The organism is Leptolyngbya iicbica LK, from assembly GCF_004212215.1.
In the GTDB taxonomy this organism is placed as follows: Bacteria; Cyanobacteriota; Cyanobacteriia; order Phormidesmidales; family Phormidesmidaceae; genus Halomicronema; species Halomicronema iicbica.
In genome coordinates, this window is sequence record NZ_QVFV01000002.1 from 886,859 (window position 1) to 903,128 (window position 16,270).

Genomic DNA, 16,270 nt, shown 5'->3' on the forward strand with positions numbered 1-16,270 from the left:
CTCAATCCACCTGCAATTCTGCCATCAGTTGTTGTACCTGATTGCTCACCAGTTCGTTGGGGTCCTTGCGCATGAGCGGCAGCAACTCGCGCAATACGCGGGGTGAGGCCACCTGCAAATAGGACAACACCGCCTCGCGGACAAAACCCGTGGGATGTTTGAGACAGGCGACGGTATTCTCGGCGCTCAGGCTCCAGCGTTGGGCGCGGGCGAGATGGAAGCAGCAGGCCAAAGCCCAATCCGACAGAAAGTAACGCAGATCAAGGAGGTAGCGGAGGCGATCGCTGGGCCGCATCTGGCGATAAACAAACAAGTTACTTTCACGCAGCACGTCTACCTTTTCAGCCCGACTGCGACGATCCAAAATGGTCAAAATCGCCCGCTTGCTGGGAATGTCGAGAGTGTTGTCCAAAATCTCGATGCCCCGCGCCTGGTTGGAAGCGCTGCCCCCTTGCCAACTCACTTGGGCGGCTTGAATGGCTCCCGGTGGTGAGATAAACCGCAGCAGCATAAAGATGCGCTCGATCGCGTCCTTTTGTAACTCTGTCAATGCCCGCTGCAACAGATTGGCCTCGCGTCCAGCAGGAACACTGTCCTCTAGATCCAGCAAGGCTCCGTAGATTTGCCCCACAAACGTCAATTCCTGGTTGATCAAATCTTCGACCCCGTCCCGCCCAAACCGATCTAAAGCGGAGTCAATCCCCTGATTGCGCTTAAAGCCGGTCTCTTGCACCATCCGCAATAAAATCCGCAGCAGGGTCCGGCGAGTGCTGCCCCAACTGGTGATCAGATTTTGCAGCAGACAGTCGATCGCGGCATCACTGCCCATGTTGCCGATCGCTTGCCAGGCTTGGTTGCGCAAACTATCAGGCCGATAAGGATCGAGTGCCACTTCTTCCAACATATCTAGCGCGTCATTACCCAGGCGGGTCAGGGCTTGGCTGGCTGCTTCCCGCGTGGATTTGTACTGCAATGCCTTCATCAACGACGGATAGTATTCCTCCAGGTTAGTGGCGGCGATCGCCTCCAATAGCGCCCGTCGCACCCGCAAAGATTCGTCCTGCAACAAGTTAGGAATGTAGAGTCGCAGCGATTGCAAATAATCCGCTTCGCCCAAAGCCCGACACCCCATCACCCGCTCCCGCTCGTGTTCGTTGGTCAACATTTGGCGCAGGGTATTCACGGCCTCATTCTTTTCGCGGGCATTGCCATGCTTCAACATCAGCGAAGCCGCTGTGCCCCGCACCACCGGGTCCACTTCGGCATCTAAATAAGACTGCAAACGCCCAATATCAGGGCTGTCATCCGTAATCCAGATGTATCGCAGCGCCAGCGCTAAAATTTCCGGGGGTTGCTCAGTCTTGAGCAGTTGCCGCACTGTCTCCGCATACTCCCGTCCCGGATACTCCAACATCGCCTCTAGACTCTGCTTCCGGAGGGACAGAGGCAACGCCATTAAGCGTGGGGCCAGCACCTCGCCCACACTTCGCGGATCAAGTTCAGAAAGCAGTTCAATACAGGAGCGCTTTTCCGCCTCCGAACCAGGCTTTTCTAACTGTTCGACAAAGGCTTTGCGCAACGCCCGCAGGTTGGCCTCACTCCCGCTGAGCAATCCCCGCTGTGCACTTTTGACCAGCAGCTCTAAATATTGCGATCGCAAAAACAAGATCGCAATCAGCCAGACAACCGCGAGGAAGGCGATCACCCCTAAAAAGAATTGTGCCTGCAACAGTTGGCTTTCAAAGCCAAGGAAATTGGCCCAGGCAATCACAAACAGAATGAAGACGCCTGTGCCCCCCATTGCCAGCGGCTCGGCAATGCCCCCCACCAGGGATTGAAAGAGAGTCCGCTCACTATCCGGAATTGGTTGAAACAAGACCGGGCGCGTACTGGCGACCAGGGTGTAGCGCAGCCACTCATCGAAAAATTTCAAGACCACGAGCCCCAGAAATAGGGCCGTCCCCCCCAAAAGACCGGGAAAGCCGCCAATCATGGTCATCAAACTGAGGCCGATGATGACCACGGGCAACAGCGACAGCACTGCAAATACCCCCTGACGTTCAATCAGGCGACTCGACGTGAACCATTGAGTCAACAGTTCGATCAGCCCCAACAGGCCGCTAAAAATGCCCAAAAAAGCCGCGATTTCATCGACTTCCAGATTCAGTTCGAGCTGGGTCAGGTATTCAAACTCGATCAAATACATGACGATTTGGGCCAGCACAAAGAAGCTGAACAACATCACCACGTACTGGCGAATGGTGCCGCGCGATCGCTGCGCTTTGTGGTCGTCTTGGGCGGCCTCGGCCTGTCGCTGCAAGGAATCTGGGAAAGCGTGAGAATATTTGCGGCTAATCAGCCACAGCACCCCAGAGCCCGCCATCATGATCAGAAATGCCAGCACCAGCACGTTTTGCAAACCGACAAAGCTGACGAGAAAAAACACCGAAAACCCACTCAGCACATCGGCCACCAAGTTGCCGCTACTGACGAGGGGAAAGGTGCGCTTGATTTCTCGAATATTGAAGAGCTGATTAGCCGTTATCGAAACGTTGAGGTCATTGAGCCCATAAATGGCTTCCATCCACAAGCGCATCCCGAAAATGGTCAGCGGCAACACCGACGCAAAGGCCAAGCCCCAGCGAAACAGCAGCACGGGCACCGCCATCAACACGGCAATGACCACAATCACCCAGCGCAGCGGCAAAAACTTTTGCAACCAGGAGTAGACGACGCTGAGGCCAAACCCGACTCCGGCGCTAAAGATGTAGATCCACGGCAGCGAGTCAGGACCATACTCATCCAAAAACAGGGCGGCCGAGCTAACCTCTAACCACAAAATCCCCATGGAAGTCGCGGTGTAAAACGCGAACATCAAAAAAGTGCGCTCGACTTCATTAGGGCGCAGGTTAATGACTCGCAGCACCTGCTGCTGCCATTGCGGCAGGGATGGAGAAGCAGTCCGGCTCGATTGCATACGCTAGACGCAGGAAACAGTCTGAGTGCGATCGCCATTCGAGTGGCTAAACCACTATTTTTTCGGCGATAACAGCATCATCATATTGCGACCTTCCCGTTTTGGCGCTTGCTGCATCTCAGCAACTTCGTCCAAATCATCAGCCATGCGGCGCAGCAGCTTTTCCGCCAAGTCAGAATGCTGGATCTCACGCCCCCGAAACATTACGGTGGCTTTGACTTTGTCGCCAGACTTTAAAAAGCGATGGGCATTTTTGACGCGCACGTTGTAGTCATGATCGTCAATCTTGTAACGCATCTTCACTTCTTTGACTTCGGCGTTATGCTGGCGCTTTTTCGCTTCGCGGGCGCGCTTTTCTTGCTCAAACTTGTACTTGCCGTAGTTAATGATGCGGCAAACAGGAGGAGTGGCTTTATCACTGACTAATACCAGATCCAAATCCTGCTCTTCGGCCATTCGTAGCGCTTCGCTCGGAGCCATAATGCCCAGCTGATCGCCATCGGCGCCAATCAGGCGAATTTCAGGAAAACGGATATTCTCGTTAATGGGTGGAACGTTTCGAGGATTTCGGCTTCGCATGCGCGGCAAAGAATAAAAAAGAGAACAGAAGTCGTGAACTCAAAATTGATCGTTCTATAGCCTAATCGCTGTCTTTGATTTCGTCTAGAGGGAAAATTTTTCCTGACGCCATCAATCCCAGCACTCGAGGGCAGCAACATCTTTACCGATATTAAGGGCCGAGTCGAAATCTGCCCATCTATTCATTGCGAAGTCCGACAAAATATTTACATATGCAACGTCGCTGACGGCTGACGTCAGATGTCGGATTGCAGTGCTGCTGGCGATCGCGGCACCGGTGGGCGGTCTGGTGCGGCGGGTGAATCTTTGAGGGGCTGGCTCCATCCAGCGTTCCACCAATCGTTAGCCCTCGACGAGATCGCTGACGGCTAGAGCCGCCGATTGATAAAACCTGTCAATTTCCGCTTAACAAAAGGCTGCCGTCAGGCTAGGATCATCTCCTGTCTTAGCAACGCTACCGGGCTGTAGCAGCGGGTTTGTCGCCAACATCATGAAACATACATTGTCAGTTTTAGTCGAAGACGAGGCGGGTGTTTTGACTCGCATTGCGGGGTTGTTTGCTCGACGTGGCTTCAACATTGAGAGTTTGGCAGTCGGCCCGGCTGAGCAAATGGGCGTCTCGCGCATCACGATGATGGTGCCCGGCGACGATCAAATCATTGAGCAAATTACTAAGCAGCTCTACAAGCTCATCAATGTCCTCAAGGTGCAAGACATCACTGAGGTGCCCTGTGTCGAGCGGGAATTGATGCTCATCAAGGTCAACGCCACGAGTGCCAATCGCTCAGAAATTTTGGAGTTGGTGCAGATCTTTCGGGCGCGAGTCGTGGATGTTTCAGAAGATTCCCTCACGGTTGAGGTGGTGGGCGATCCCGGCAAGATGGTGGCGATCGTTCAGGTGCTCAGTCGCTTTGGCCTGCGAGAAATCGCGCGTACGGGCAAGATTGCCCTGACCCGTGAGTCAGGGGTCAATACGGAATACCTCAAGTCTTTGCAAAGCAAATTGCAGTAGCGATCGCCCCTCGACCATCCCGCTCACATCAGCGGCGGCAGGGTCAACCCTTTCAGCGTTTTCTGCTCCAGGGTTTCCAGTCCCTTGCCTTGAATCAACACGTTAAATTTGCCGACCCCCAGCGGATTCATCAGCTGATGCAGCGCCTCCCGTCGTTGCAGCGCGTATCGCACCGCTTGCGGGTCAGACGCTTCCATTTGCATGAGTTGATTTAAGCGATCGCCCAAGCCCAGCGCCATCAAAAACAGTTCTTGCGGCACCTGGCCCAGATTGCTCAGGCCGACGCGATCTCCCTGCAGTTCTAACGCAGTGAAATCGACATGAGCGGTGATGTCTTGCTGGCCAATGTTAATCAGTGGGTCGTTGTGGTGCGCGTGCTGGTAATAGCATTGCAGCGTGCCTTGCGATCGCGCGGGACTGTAATAACGCTCGGCGGTATACCCATAATCAATCGTCAACACATAACCGCGATGGAGTTTGGTCGCCACTTCCTTTAACCAGTCCAGAGCCGCCAGGTTGACTTCGGTAGTGTAACCGTCGGGATAGGTTGGCTGGCTGGGAACCACACCGACCCAGTCGAAATAGGAACTGAGCGCTGGTTGCGATAATGGCCCTAAGACCAGCGAAAATGGCGGCTTAGCGCCCTCACGATGGGTGACGTACTGCTCTTGCCAGCCGTCGGCAGTGAGCGTTACCCGATGCACCGGCAGCGCATCCACCAGCTCATTGGAAAAGCAGCAGCCAGTGACCGACTCCGCTGGAAGGTCCGCCAGCTCGCGCCAATCAATGGGCACAGAAGCTGCTTGCCACCGCACCAATCGGGTTTGCTGGACTTGTCGCAGTGCGGCGGATGTCTCGACTAAGGTGTAGTGAACAGCCGCAAAACAGTCCCAATATTGCCGCTGTAAATAAGCCAGGATGGTATCAGCTAGCAATCCCTGGCCCGGCCCCATTTCCACTAAGTGAAAGGGATGAGGTCGGCCCAGATGGTGCCACATTTCTACCAGTTGCTCGGCCAGCAGTTCGCCAAAATCTGGCCCCAGGTGCACCGAGGTAGCAAAGTCGCCCTCCATGCCCAAGGGCTCAGCCTGACTAGTGTAGTAACCGTAGTCAGGCTGATAGAGCGCCAGGGCCATGAAGTCAGCAAAAGGAATCTGCTGTTGGGGCGATCGCTGAATGCGATCGCGAATCACCGCACACAGTTCTGGCTTCCCCAGAGACACGGGCATCGCCACAGTCTAAAGCTGGGCCAAGACAGCTTGGACGTCTGGATAACTAAAAAAGGCGTCCGTATCCGCGATCAACTTGGGTCCCCACAGGTTGTCGATCAAAAACTGCATATCGGCATAGCGACTGTCTTTTTCCAGAGCCGGAATGCCAATCTCTAGCGCTGCGTCGACATCCCCTTGGGCAAACTTAGCGACCGCGATCGCCAATTCGGGTTCCGGTTCCATGGGCGCAATTTCGAGAGATTCTTCCCAGCGACCAATCGCCGATTCCACCTTGCCCTGCTCGTACTCGACCAGGCCGATATTGTTGACCGACGGCCAAAACTCCGGGTCTAGCCCGACCGACCGCTCATATTGCGCGATCGCAGTGTCAAACTCATTCAGCTTGAAATAGGTATTGCCCAAGTCAAACAGCGCGCCCGGATTGTCAGGGTCAATGGCTAAGCCCGATTCTAGAAAGTCCGATGCTTTTTCGTAGTTGCCCTTACGAAAATGGGCCGTTCCCAACGCAAACAGCACCGCCGTGTTGTCAGACTCTAAAATCTTGGCCCGGCTGAGCGCCGCGATCGCAGCGTCAAATTCTTCAACTTGTAGATAGAGGCTGCCTAATAACCCCCAGACAGCGGCGCTAGTGGGCACCAGTTGCGAGGCCAGTTGCGCCTGGGCTAAAGCCAACTCATATTGCTGAAGCTGGGCTAATTGTGCTGCTTCTTGGGCTAAGGCCAGCCCCTGATCTTCTAAGCGTTCAGCGTCGAGGGGCAACACGTAGGGTAAAAGTGCTTGCGCTCGAACGGGAGCCGCTATCGTCCAGAGCCCAATCGCCGTCAATGCAGAAAGTAAAGATGTCCGTATTAGCACAACAAGTCCTTGAATTCGCACGTAGCGCTAGCCATTTGTCAGCTTAGCTTATTCAACTAAATTCGCTGGTGTTGCCATCAAACTACCACTCAGAGGCACTTAAGGATGGCGAAACAGCGATCGCCCCCCCTAATCCAGCAGCAAATCAGCCACATTGGCATAAATCTGGGTCAACGGATGATCCGGGAAACGGAGACTAAAAATGTCACTGCTCCCCAACTGCATCATTTCCTCTGTGAGTGGCACTATCGACGCGACCGAAGCGCCGTAAGTTTCTTCGACTTCCTGCTTCAAAGCAACGAAATCAAACGACGACAAGGCCTTATTGACCAGCAACAGCATCTTTGGCACTTCTAAGCGCCGGGCAATATCGACAGTAACGGCAGTGCCCTGAAAATCTTGGCGATCAGGCCGCAAAATCAACAACAATACATCCGAAATGGTAATTGACAGCAGCGTTTCCTCATTCAATCCCGGATGGGTATCGATAAATAAGTAGTCCAAGTTGAGCTGCTGAATTAACCCCTGAAAACCGTCGTTCAGTAGCCCAACGTCATAACCTTCGCGGAGTACCCGAGCAATCTCCCCGGCCTTCAAGCTAGACGGAATCAAGTAAATCGCGCTGTTACTGCCACCCTGACCTTGAAGTTTATGGGTCACGTCGTAGGCCGCATCTTCAACGGCGCAGCGTCCCCACAGGTAATCATTCAATGCCAAATTCATGTCGCTTTCATCAAAGCCAAATAGCACATGAATCCCAGGAGACTGAATGTCAGTATCCACAATGCCAACCCGCTTGCCGGTGCGGGCTACGGTGGCTGCTAGATTTGCTGTTGTATTTGACTTGCCGGTGCCTCCTCGAAAGGAGTGGACAGACACCACTTTGACCATATGTCTACCTTCCAGGGTTATCGCGCTGCTTGATCTTCGCTCAAAAGCTTAAGCATACCGGGACTCGCAGCAATGACGCCTCAGTGTTATTGAAGCTTACCGTGTTTAATCCACGTCACATCGCCGCAGATGTGCCAGTTGTGTCTGTGATAAGTGTATGGGAAAGCTTCGATTTATCTCAAAAAAATCAATGCCACAGGCCAGAACAAGGGTGCAACACTCTGCTGAACCAACGGCTTGATGATGTGCCGCCTAGCGTTTAAGGCATACCGGGTTAGCGGTAATACCAGGTCGGGACAACTCAAAGCCGAGTCCCTATGGAGTACATCGTTGAGCAACTCAGGAAAGAGTCTTGAAGTGATGAACTCAAGCGTTGCGCCAGTCCCTCAGACAGCTTCACAATGGCGAGATTCCCAAAATGGGCTTAGGCCAAAAACCACCGACAAGGGATACGTACTCCTAATTCTCAAACATTACGCATCGTCATCAGTCGTGTTTTCAGAATTGCCTTCGTAAAGGGCATCTAGCTGCTCGCGGGCGTCTTCGAGGGAAATCGATTTCATGACTAGCAGCGGCTCGTCCAACACACGTCCAGTTTCGTCCAACATTTCCGGATGCGGGACGGAGCGCTGGCCAGCATTCTCAGGAGCACTGCCAAAGCCTCGGTTGCTCGTACGACGGGTGTCAGTACCAAACATGATGATGTTGCGGATCAAGTTACTGACAGCCAACACCGATAAAACTGCGAATGCAATGATGTAGATAGCGTGCAGCATGGTTTCTGTGACGTGGCTCCTAAAGGCTTGAATCAAGGGGGACCAATACCCGCATGGTCGCAGATGTTTGATCGCCTTTGTTTAGTGTATCGAAGGTCGAGGGTGATTTTCAGGCGATCGCCTAAAACCTTGACGCTCATCATTGCTTGTCGAGTCATCCGCAACAGACTCTCGCGGTCTTGGTCAATACCATCAATTAATCTGAGTCTGTATTGTCTGTAGTGTGTTGGCGAATGTAGCGTGATGTTTGCCAGCACTTATTCACCAGTCGGTGCCACTGCCCGACGACAGCCATATCGACACCAGCATGGCCATCTGTAGCTAGCAGCAGCGTTTTTGCGGTAGCGACGGCTTGTTGTGCCGTGGAAACCTCTTGTTCTAGCGCTTGGCGATCGCTCTCGGGCAAACAATCCGCTTGGGCAGAATTCAGTAGTGTTTGAGTTTCACCAAACCAATATTGAAAATCTTCCAACAAGGGTTCTAAAACCGCTTGGACAATGGGTTGCTCGGGTTGATTTGAAGGCTCAGTGGCTGACATTGTGACGGGTGGCTTCCATGCATCTCTTGTCTGTCAGCGTAACAAGGTTTTACCGTTGACTGCTTTGCTGCTCTTGCAGTGATTGCCATCCTGCCTGCCAGGCATGGCGATTTTTCAAGCCCTTGGCGTTGATCCAAAATCGGACGTCAGGATCACAGGCTGCCACCATCTCGGCGAACACCATGCCCTGCTCATTTTTGCGCGTTACAACCTGAAAATGTCGCCATCCGAAAGTCTTTTCTTGGGCTGTCCATTTCGACCCTATGAGGTGCGGAAACTTTTGCTTTTTGGCCATCGGTTATCCTGCCCGGTTGTCTGCGATCGCGCCACTCTGGTTCCAAAATACCAGCGTTCAGGACTGCCTAGCATGTCAGTAACGTAGTCGAAGGGGTGGATTCCTCAGGTCCGACGCTGATGTATCAACAGCTGTCCAACACAATAAAAGGCGTTAAACGTTAGGCGGCGGCGCTAAGCCCCAAGGGAGCGTCATGTATTTTATCGGGGTTGATTTGGGTTGGCAGTCTGGCGGCAGTGGCGTTTGTCTACTGCAAGCGGAGGACGATAACCTCCAGCTACTGAGTTTTCATCATTGCGACAGCCGCGCGGCGGTGCTGGCGCTACTCGATGAGCTGATCGCGCCGACAGCACCCGCCCTGATTGCGGTTGATGCTCCGACGTTGATTCCCAACCAGACGGGGATGCGCGAGTGCGATCGCCTGGCCCACCGATATTTTGGCAAGTATGACGCCGGCTGTTATCCCGCCAATCGGAGTCGCCCCTTTGCTCCGGCCCTACTGGAATTTGGTCTAGAGTTGGAATCTCGGGGCTTCGTGCACGCGCCACAGATCATCCCCCAGCAAGCTGGCCGCTACCAAATTGAGTTGTTTCCTCACCCGGCCACGATTCACCTATTTCGGCTCGCCAAGATTTTGAAATACAAAAAAGGACGTATTGCTGAGCGCCGACAAGCCCTCGCGCAACTGCGGACCCTGCAATTAGACTCATTTCCCCAGCTCACGCCGAGTCTACCGCTGCAAGACCATGATCTCCCCACACTGCCCTCTGGGGGCAAAGCGCTCAAGGCCGTCGAAGATCAACTAGACAGCTTGACCTGTGCCTATGCGGGCGCCCATTGGTGGTGGTGGGGCTTAGCGCGTAACTGGGTCATGGGGGATGCTGCCGGTGGCTATATCGTCGTGCCAGCCCCCTATCCTGACCAAGTGGCCCCTCACCTTGATCAGTAAACTTCTGGGCTGGCCAAGATTAAACCGGGGCAAACTCCACTGGGTTTTGGTCGCGACGATGCCGTACGGGAATGGCTGGCCCCTGCTGATCACCCACCAGCGCAGCGGTATGTTCCAACGACGCCCGTAGTCGCTTGGCTGCATAGATTGACATGTCGCGGGGCACATTGATGCGATCGCGTAAATATCGCAAACCCACATCCGTCCCCTTTGGAGGTGGACAAGTTTCCCCCGTCATTAAATGCGTCAGGGCACAGCGCAGCGCCTCATCCAACGGCTGATCGCGCACTGGATTTACCCGAATAATATTGACCCGGTGCTGCAAAACCCGTTGTAACGCCTCTGCCCGCGATGTTTCCGGTTCTGGATAGCGAACATCGGGTAAGCCGAGCCAAGGCCCCTGGTCAACCTGCTGCTGATTGCGCCGCGCCTCGGGCGTGCCGTTTTCATAACAGCCGCCCATTTGCGGGGGCAAATCGTGAACATGGGTATGAAAATCGCTCTGGGTGCCGCGATAGGTCAAACGACTTTCCAAACCATCAAACCAATCTGACAGGCGGGGATTGACCTCCCGCAAAGAATAGCCTTTGTAGTAGTAAAGACTGGCGTTCATCCGCTCAACGTAGGGCACAAAAATAATGTCAGCGGCACTGAACGTATCGAGAAAAAATGGCCCCGGTGTCTGACTCAAGGCGGCCTCGACGTCTTCGACAACGCGCAAGAACTGCTCGCGGTGATAATCGTCTTCGCGCTGCGATCGCGCCGGATAACACAGCCAGCTACACCAGGCCCGAAACAGCAACCGTTCCAGCTTACGCAGTGGCATCACTTGTGGATCTCGCAGACTCCACTCCAAAGGGCCAAAGGCTTGCTCCAAGGCCAATAAAATATCGTCGCTCTCGGTAATTAACTGGCCATCCAGTTCCAGCGCGGGCAACATCCCCGAAGGCACCTTACGCTTGTACCAGGCTTCTTTTTGGCCATAGCAAAACATCGTGATTTTTTCGATGCGGTAAGGAATCCGCTTTTCTTCCAGCCAGAGCCAAACCTTTTGACAATAGGGACACCAGGCATGATTATCGCGATACAAAGTGACCCGTACATCCGCTTCAGCCTGGCCAAATAGCCGGAGTTTGGATTGGGCGTTGGTCGGCCCATTCACGCGATCGATCGTAAAGTCAGTCAGCGATTCAAGGTCTTGCCAGTTCAAGCACTGCGTCGTCATAAATTCAGCCTGGATAACGATATGTCTACTCCTGTACTCAATTTAACGCCTCATCAGAGTGCTCTTGAAATAGCGGACAGGCTTAGTCCCTCGATGCGGTTAGCTGGCTGAAAAAACTAAGCGGCGCAGTGAACGGCCCTGATTCACGACTGGGACGAAGGCAAACGGCCGGTGGAGCGATCGCCAGCCTCACAAGCCACCCGAAACAGCCCCCCTGGCACCGGCAAGGCTTCAGGCAGACAGGCAAACTGCGCGAGTAATTGCTCAGTGGGTTCAAAGAGCAATACGGTTTGGCCCGCTGTCGGTACCTGAGGTAACTCTGGAGATTGTGTAATCACCCACGTCGTCTCTGGAGCCAGGTAATAGCTGAGGGAAATCACATTTCCAAGGGTTGTTTCGTGCGCCTGAGTCAGGACGGTCGGCTGCGGCCACTCATTAATCGCCGCTGCGATAGTACGGTTGTGATAGTTAAATCCTTTGCTCCACCAAGCCGGGGCCTGCAGAATCGCCCACGAGCTGGTGAGCCCCAACCCTAGGAGCAATGCGACTCCCCACAGCACTGCCCGACGCCGGTATTGATATTGCAACCCCAACCAACCGGCCATGGCCACGAGGCAGCCAATGAGCGCTGGCATAAAGTAGCGCGTATTTCTCGACAGCACACTCCCCCGCACCCAATCGCCCCCAAGGATGCAGACGGTGGGCACTAACACCAGCGTGAGCACCAACACGCTTGACTCTTTAGATAAGGAGCGCAGCAAGGACAACAATATGCCCAGCAATAGCAGCACAAACAAAGGCGGCACTAGCCACGAATAAGGATGCTCTAACGGCAAATTGGGATCAAAAAATACAGCGGTGAAGTGCAATCCCCAGAGCTTGACCAGCACGTCTAGGGGATAGCTGACGACGGTCGTCCAGTCGGTGGCTGATTGCCACTGCTGTCGATTGAGCGCCATCACCAGCAACCACGGCATAAATAAGAGTCCAGCCGCCGCGATCGCTAATACGAATCTATGCCTTTGCCGTTGGGACAGTACCAATAGGCCGTATATCCCATGAGCCATCACAATCGTGAGGGACAGCACTGAAGTATAAAACGTGAGGCTAAGGCAAACTGCATAGGTGCCCCAAGCTCGCCAGCGTTGCAACCGCACCGCCCGCCGTAAGGCCCAAGTCGCGAGCACGGTAACCAACGTCCACAAAGCGTACTGTCGAGCTTCTTGGGCGTAGAGTAAGTGTACTGGCGAAACCGCAAACAGCAGGGGCGCAAGAATTGCGGCTTCGCGGATAGCAAAAAGTTCCCAGGCGAGACCCGGCAAGGCTAGAAAGGTCACCGTACTGATCAGTGCAGACAGGCTGCGAAAAGCGGTCACAGAGGTACCAAAAACTTTGACCCACACCCAGCCGAGCAAATAAAACAACGGTGGATGTTCCGGATGGTCGATGAGCGATCGCCAGGTATCGGCAAAGGTACTGCCTGGGGCAAAGGTCTGGTATTGCAAGATTGCTGAGGCCGCGATCGGCTCTCCGGTAAAGAGTTGCGCCGCAACTTGGTCGCCCAGATGTCCGGTCACCCGCAAAGCCGTAAAGACCTCGTCATGCCAGAACACCATCTGGTCTAATCGCAGCCATCGCAAGCCAATTCCCAATAAAAGACAAAGTGAGATCGCCCATAACCAGGGCAATCTCACTTCGCTGAATCGCTGAGTTAGCCTACGCGAAAGAATAGCCAAACTTTCCAAAATTGGTCAGTAGGGCAATGTTCGTATGCTCTAGCGTATTGACCAGCCAGGGCACTTCTTTGCAAACACACTTTTCATGATGGTTAAACAACACCGTCAAGCGATTTTCTAGCCAGGGCTTGACGGCGGAGCAAAACAACACCACCCGCAGCAGTAATCCAACAGTCAATGTCTGACCCGCATCATGGAGCAACTGCCAAAACCGCCGGAAAACCGGCTGTTGACGGCCTTGAACAACTAAAAAGTTCAACAGCTTTTGGCAAGTGGTAATCACGATAAAGTCAGTCAGCCGCTGATCATCAAAGTCGCTTAGCGTCTCGCGGAGATATTGCCGGAGCGATCGCCGAAAATGATTATTCACATAACGAGGATCAGCGTCTGCCAATGGCGACAGCAGGTACTCCAAAAACTCTTCCTTAAAATCTCGGAAAGAGCGCACCGTTTTGCTGTAAGTGCGAAACATCTGAGCCAAGTCGCGATGGCTGCGGTTGCCTTCGACCTTGCCAGTGTAATAACTGAGGGCTTGGGCAAACTCATCCGAGGGCAGTTGCGTCGGATTTGGGACAGTCTTGCTGACCCCACGCTTTTGCTGGTCACAATAACGCGCGAGTTGCACCCCTAACTTGGTCTCCGCTTCTTGGCGCAACTGACCAACCTGATTTTTCTGCTGCTGGTCGCTGTCTTTGGTCAACAAACTGCTGTCATACAAAAAGGGATAGCGCTTGAGCTGTTTACCGACTGGCTGCTCATCCATCGCGACGGTAGCCCCTTCGTCTGGGACGTCAATCAAATTAGCAAACCGTCGCAGTGCATCATATTGTTCAGTCTGTGTAAACAGACGGCTCAGCTTACGAATTGTCTGGGTTTCCGCCATCGCGGCTGGAGTTGTTGGCACCTGCTCAAACATTTGCACCAGAGCTGGCACCGCCCAGTGATTGCGCGGCTCCGTTGACCAGGGATTCGCCAAGGTGTAGCTACAGCGGTTCAGCGTGTACTTAAACTCCCGTTCCGCATAAGGGCGATGGGCTAGCTCCACCACAATTTCCCAAATCGTTTCGTCCGGGCAGTAGTCCGCCTGGATGAACAATTGATGAAACTGTTGCAAAACGGTGTCAGCATCTTGCTGCTGACGACAGTGCTGCAAAAAACCGTAAAGGCGGTTTTCAAGCTCGGCAGTGGAGGCGTTTTGGTGGCTAGACCACGATTCGTAGGAATCCATAGGGCTCATGCTGGCAGACTACCCAATTCGGCGACAGGGACAGCGATCAAGCGATTCGTTAAAACTGCAATTGAGTTAATTATCCAATTGAGTTAATTAATTGATGGATGCGTTGAATGCACCTTACCCGCAAAACCTCTAATCAACAGAGCCATGCGGACACTTTTCAGGCTGTCTCCTCCCAATCATATCCCCAAGACCGATGTACGTCTTCTGCTTACGGCTAAAGCCGACTCTAGAACTGTGCAATCACGATTGCAAAAAAGCACAAAAAAAGGGGGCAAATGCCCCCAAAACGAGTTCCCTTGAAGCAAATCTAAAACGCTTAAGATGCTACCTGACGGTAAGGCACCGTGGTGGCGATATTGATATCAGCCGTGGTTACCCGAGCCGGAGCTTTGGAGTTGGGCTGAATCTTGCGAGCCATATCCAAAAACAGCTGGGGGTTGCCTGCACTGGGGCGCTTGTCCTGGGGGACGAAGCGACGCACCTGAGACTGCCAAATAGACTGAGGGAAGCCGAGAATGGAGCGGTAGTATTCGTCGTAGCGGGGCAACTTCAAGTTGGTGGGCATTTCGCCTTCTTCGCGGCTCGCTAATACGCGACGGCGTTGGTAAGGCACGGTATTAAAGCCGAAGTTGCTGATGTACTCTTCGCTATCGAGCAACTCATCAACGAATCCTTGAATCCCTTTGGTGGCAACGACAATAGACCAAGCGATCTTTTCGCGCTCACTGTAAACGCGGCGACCTAAAACGCGCTCTACACAGTGCTCAACAAAGCGATAGTTATTGTTCTTTTCATAAAAGCTGTTGTAAAAGGTCTTTGACAACAGCAGACCCCGGATGAAATCACGGACATTGATTTGCCCATTACGCAACTGGGACTCTAAGAAGGCTTCGCGATCCCACTTAAAGGCATGAAAGAAAATCTGACGATAAGCTGCCTCAATCAAGGCATCCATATCAGTAGCGTCTAAGAGGTCGTCGGTGCTAAAAGTGCGTGCTTGCTCGTCACCGCCAACGTCGTACCCTTCGACACGCGGGTTTTGACTGGAAGGGGAATAATTCAACAATGGAAGCGCCACGTCTGAATCTCCGATATCTGAGAGTTTTTTACAATCGTTATTGCCAATAATAGGGGATGGTGGTCAGGCACTCTGGCAATCCTGAGGAAATCATCACAGAGCTTAACATTCCACCGAAGCTATACGGGGCATCGATTTCAAGACTCTGTGGTGGCTGCATGAGACGCTGAAAAGGGCCACATCTGAGGAGAAGATGGGCCGAAGTTGATGTTTGGCAATGTTTCTTTACCAGCCGAGGACAGAATATTGCGCGGCGGGAATGGCGATCGCTTCGGGCGCAACGTCTCCGCTCGGAACCGTACTGGACTCATCGGGAACATCCATCCGAGTTTCGACACAAAATGAGGCGGTGTTCGATAAGCCAATGACTGTGCTGGTGCGGATGCGAGTCGTCGCATTGGGAAACCAAAACCGCTCGACCGAGCTCATCGTGGAATAGTCGGTCGTTAATACAAGGCCATCCTGGTCATCTACCTGATAGCGACCCACCACGGGGGAAGTTTCTGCATAGCCCTTTTCGCGCAGTAGTTGGCCGGATTGGGCAGAGTCGGTATCGGGGACCAAGACGAGCACGGTGGCGCCCTCTTGGGTCTGCCCCTCCTCATCCCACTGCATAGAACCTTGCCAACTCACCGCTGCACCCCCGATCGCGCGGGCGGGGTCAACGTCATGCATTTGGCAGATTTCCACCACTTTGGAGTCCGTAGCTGGCAAAACAGAAGCGTTAATTTCGAGCTGCCCCAGTTCGGTACGACGCATCGCAAGATGGTGGGTCGTGCGCTGAGAAATCCAGCGACCTTCACTCATCTGAAAAAAATCCATCGCTTCCATAACTAAAGTCCGTCGTGAGTAACATGCAGTTGAGAGTTGTATCGATATTGTAAAGGGGA

At 53.5% G+C, this 16,270-nt stretch carries 16 protein-coding genes; 3 read left to right on the top strand and 13 right to left on the bottom strand.

Annotation, left to right across the window (positions count from 1 at the left end):
• Position 1: 1 nt before the first annotated feature.
• Positions 2-2,977, bottom strand: coding sequence for a HEAT repeat domain-containing protein (locus DYY88_RS10925; protein ID WP_039728013.1), 2,976 nt, complete (start codon positions 2,975-2,977; stop codon positions 2-4).
• 54 nt (positions 2,978-3,031) lie between these two features.
• Positions 3,032-3,556 carry a translation initiation factor IF-3 gene (infC, locus tag DYY88_RS10930; protein WP_039728012.1) on the bottom strand — a complete coding sequence of 175 codons (525 nt, stop codon included), beginning with the start codon at positions 3,554-3,556 and terminating at the stop codon, positions 3,032-3,034.
• A 240-nt stretch (positions 3,557-3,796) separates the two neighbouring features.
• Here infC and DYY88_RS24880 point away from each other — a divergent pair, with 240 nt between their 5' ends.
• Together DYY88_RS24880 and ilvN are read left to right on the top strand one after the other, a co-directional pair.
• On the top strand, positions 3,797-3,928 hold the full coding sequence (locus tag DYY88_RS24880; protein ID WP_302849238.1) for a hypothetical protein: 132 nt from the start codon (positions 3,797-3,799) through the stop codon (positions 3,926-3,928).
• A gap of 118 nt (positions 3,929-4,046) precedes the next feature.
• Positions 4,047-4,568, top strand: coding sequence for an acetolactate synthase small subunit (gene ilvN, locus DYY88_RS10935; RefSeq protein WP_039728011.1), 522 nt, complete (start codon positions 4,047-4,049; stop codon positions 4,566-4,568).
• Between the two features lie 23 nt (positions 4,569-4,591).
• Here ilvN and DYY88_RS10940 read toward each other — a convergent pair whose 3' ends face one another.
• The 6 genes from DYY88_RS10940 to DYY88_RS10965 all read right to left on the bottom strand — a co-directional run bounded on the left by DYY88_RS10940 (position 4,592) and on the right by DYY88_RS10965 (position 9,155).
• On the bottom strand, positions 4,592-5,797 hold the full coding sequence (locus tag DYY88_RS10940; protein ID WP_039728010.1) for a class I SAM-dependent methyltransferase: 1,206 nt from the start codon (positions 5,795-5,797) through the stop codon (positions 4,592-4,594).
• Between the two features lie 9 nt (positions 5,798-5,806).
• The gene (locus DYY88_RS10945; RefSeq protein WP_039728009.1) at positions 5,807-6,625 is read right to left on the bottom strand and encodes a tetratricopeptide repeat protein; all 819 of its coding nucleotides are present in this window, start codon (positions 6,623-6,625) and stop codon (positions 5,807-5,809) included.
• Between the two features lie 159 nt (positions 6,626-6,784).
• Positions 6,785-7,546: a MinD/ParA family ATP-binding protein gene (locus DYY88_RS10950; protein WP_039728008.1), complete on the bottom strand. Its 762-nt coding sequence runs from the start codon at positions 7,544-7,546 to the stop codon at positions 6,785-6,787.
• A 473-nt stretch (positions 7,547-8,019) separates the two neighbouring features.
• The gene (locus DYY88_RS10955) at positions 8,020-8,322 is read right to left on the bottom strand and encodes a DUF2973 domain-containing protein (RefSeq protein WP_039728007.1); all 303 of its coding nucleotides are present in this window, start codon (positions 8,320-8,322) and stop codon (positions 8,020-8,022) included.
• A gap of 196 nt (positions 8,323-8,518) precedes the next feature.
• On the bottom strand, positions 8,519-8,860 hold the full coding sequence (locus tag DYY88_RS10960; RefSeq protein ID WP_039728006.1) for a DUF2605 domain-containing protein: 342 nt from the start codon (positions 8,858-8,860) through the stop codon (positions 8,519-8,521).
• A 49-nt stretch (positions 8,861-8,909) separates the two neighbouring features.
• Positions 8,910-9,155, bottom strand: a complete 246-nt coding sequence (locus DYY88_RS10965; protein ID WP_039728005.1) for a TIGR02450 family Trp-rich protein — start codon at positions 9,153-9,155, stop codon at positions 8,910-8,912.
• A gap of 193 nt (positions 9,156-9,348) precedes the next feature.
• Between DYY88_RS10965 and DYY88_RS10970 the strand changes: the two genes are divergently transcribed.
• Positions 9,349-10,104: a DUF429 domain-containing protein gene (locus DYY88_RS10970; RefSeq protein ID WP_039728004.1), complete on the top strand. Its 756-nt coding sequence runs from the start codon at positions 9,349-9,351 to the stop codon at positions 10,102-10,104.
• A gap of 19 nt (positions 10,105-10,123) precedes the next feature.
• On the opposite strand, the gene DYY88_RS10975 is transcribed toward DYY88_RS10970, so the two are convergent.
• The 5 genes from DYY88_RS10975 to DYY88_RS10995 all read right to left on the bottom strand — a co-directional run bounded on the left by DYY88_RS10975 (position 10,124) and on the right by DYY88_RS10995 (position 16,211).
• The gene (locus DYY88_RS10975; protein WP_039728003.1) at positions 10,124-11,329 is read right to left on the bottom strand and encodes a glutathione S-transferase family protein; all 1,206 of its coding nucleotides are present in this window, start codon (positions 11,327-11,329) and stop codon (positions 10,124-10,126) included.
• A gap of 143 nt (positions 11,330-11,472) precedes the next feature.
• Positions 11,473-12,969, bottom strand: coding sequence for a glycosyltransferase family 39 protein (locus DYY88_RS10980; protein WP_130199400.1), 1,497 nt, complete (start codon positions 12,967-12,969; stop codon positions 11,473-11,475).
• 76 nt (positions 12,970-13,045) lie between these two features.
• Positions 13,046-14,302: a Sll1247 family protein gene (locus DYY88_RS10985; protein ID WP_084607116.1), complete on the bottom strand. Its 1,257-nt coding sequence runs from the start codon at positions 14,300-14,302 to the stop codon at positions 13,046-13,048.
• A gap of 316 nt (positions 14,303-14,618) precedes the next feature.
• Entirely contained in the window at positions 14,619-15,380 is a 762-nt protein-coding gene (locus DYY88_RS10990) for a phycobilisome rod-core linker polypeptide (RefSeq protein ID WP_039728000.1), read from the bottom strand.
• Positions 15,381-15,605: 225 nt separating this feature from the next.
• Positions 15,606-16,211 carry a phycobiliprotein lyase gene (locus DYY88_RS10995; RefSeq protein WP_039727999.1) on the bottom strand — a complete coding sequence of 202 codons (606 nt, stop codon included), beginning with the start codon at positions 16,209-16,211 and terminating at the stop codon, positions 15,606-15,608.
• Between the last annotated feature and the right edge of the window lie 59 nt (positions 16,212-16,270).

Excerpts from the sequence above, each read along its gene's own strand:
- DYY88_RS10955 (WP_039728007.1), bottom strand. The coding sequence starts at position 8,322 with ATGCTGCACGCTATCTACATCATTGCATTCGCAGTTTTATCGGTGTTG.
- DYY88_RS10985 (WP_084607116.1), bottom strand. The coding sequence starts at position 14,302 with ATGAGCCCTATGGATTCCTACGAATCGTGGTCTAGCCACCAAAACGCC.
- DYY88_RS10970 (WP_039728004.1), top strand. The coding sequence starts at position 9,349 with ATGTATTTTATCGGGGTTGATTTGGGTTGGCAGTCTGGCGGCAGTGGC.
- DYY88_RS24880 (WP_302849238.1), top strand. The coding sequence starts at position 3,797 with ATGTCGGATTGCAGTGCTGCTGGCGATCGCGGCACCGGTGGGCGGTCT.
- ilvN (WP_039728011.1), top strand. The coding sequence starts at position 4,047 with ATGAAACATACATTGTCAGTTTTAGTCGAAGACGAGGCGGGTGTTTTG.
- infC (WP_039728012.1), bottom strand. The coding sequence starts at position 3,556 with ATGCGAAGCCGAAATCCTCGAAACGTTCCACCCATTAACGAGAATATC.
- DYY88_RS10975 (WP_039728003.1), bottom strand. The coding sequence starts at position 11,329 with ATGACGACGCAGTGCTTGAACTGGCAAGACCTTGAATCGCTGACTGAC.
- DYY88_RS10950 (WP_039728008.1), bottom strand. The coding sequence starts at position 7,546 with ATGGTCAAAGTGGTGTCTGTCCACTCCTTTCGAGGAGGCACCGGCAAG.
- DYY88_RS10940 (WP_039728010.1), bottom strand. The coding sequence starts at position 5,797 with ATGCCCGTGTCTCTGGGGAAGCCAGAACTGTGTGCGGTGATTCGCGAT.
- DYY88_RS10960 (WP_039728006.1), bottom strand. The coding sequence starts at position 8,860 with ATGTCAGCCACTGAGCCTTCAAATCAACCCGAGCAACCCATTGTCCAA.
- DYY88_RS10995 (WP_039727999.1), bottom strand. The coding sequence starts at position 16,211 with ATGGAAGCGATGGATTTTTTTCAGATGAGTGAAGGTCGCTGGATTTCT.
- DYY88_RS10965 (WP_039728005.1), bottom strand. The coding sequence starts at position 9,155 with ATGGCCAAAAAGCAAAAGTTTCCGCACCTCATAGGGTCGAAATGGACA.
- DYY88_RS10925 (WP_039728013.1), bottom strand. The coding sequence starts at position 2,977 with ATGCAATCGAGCCGGACTGCTTCTCCATCCCTGCCGCAATGGCAGCAG.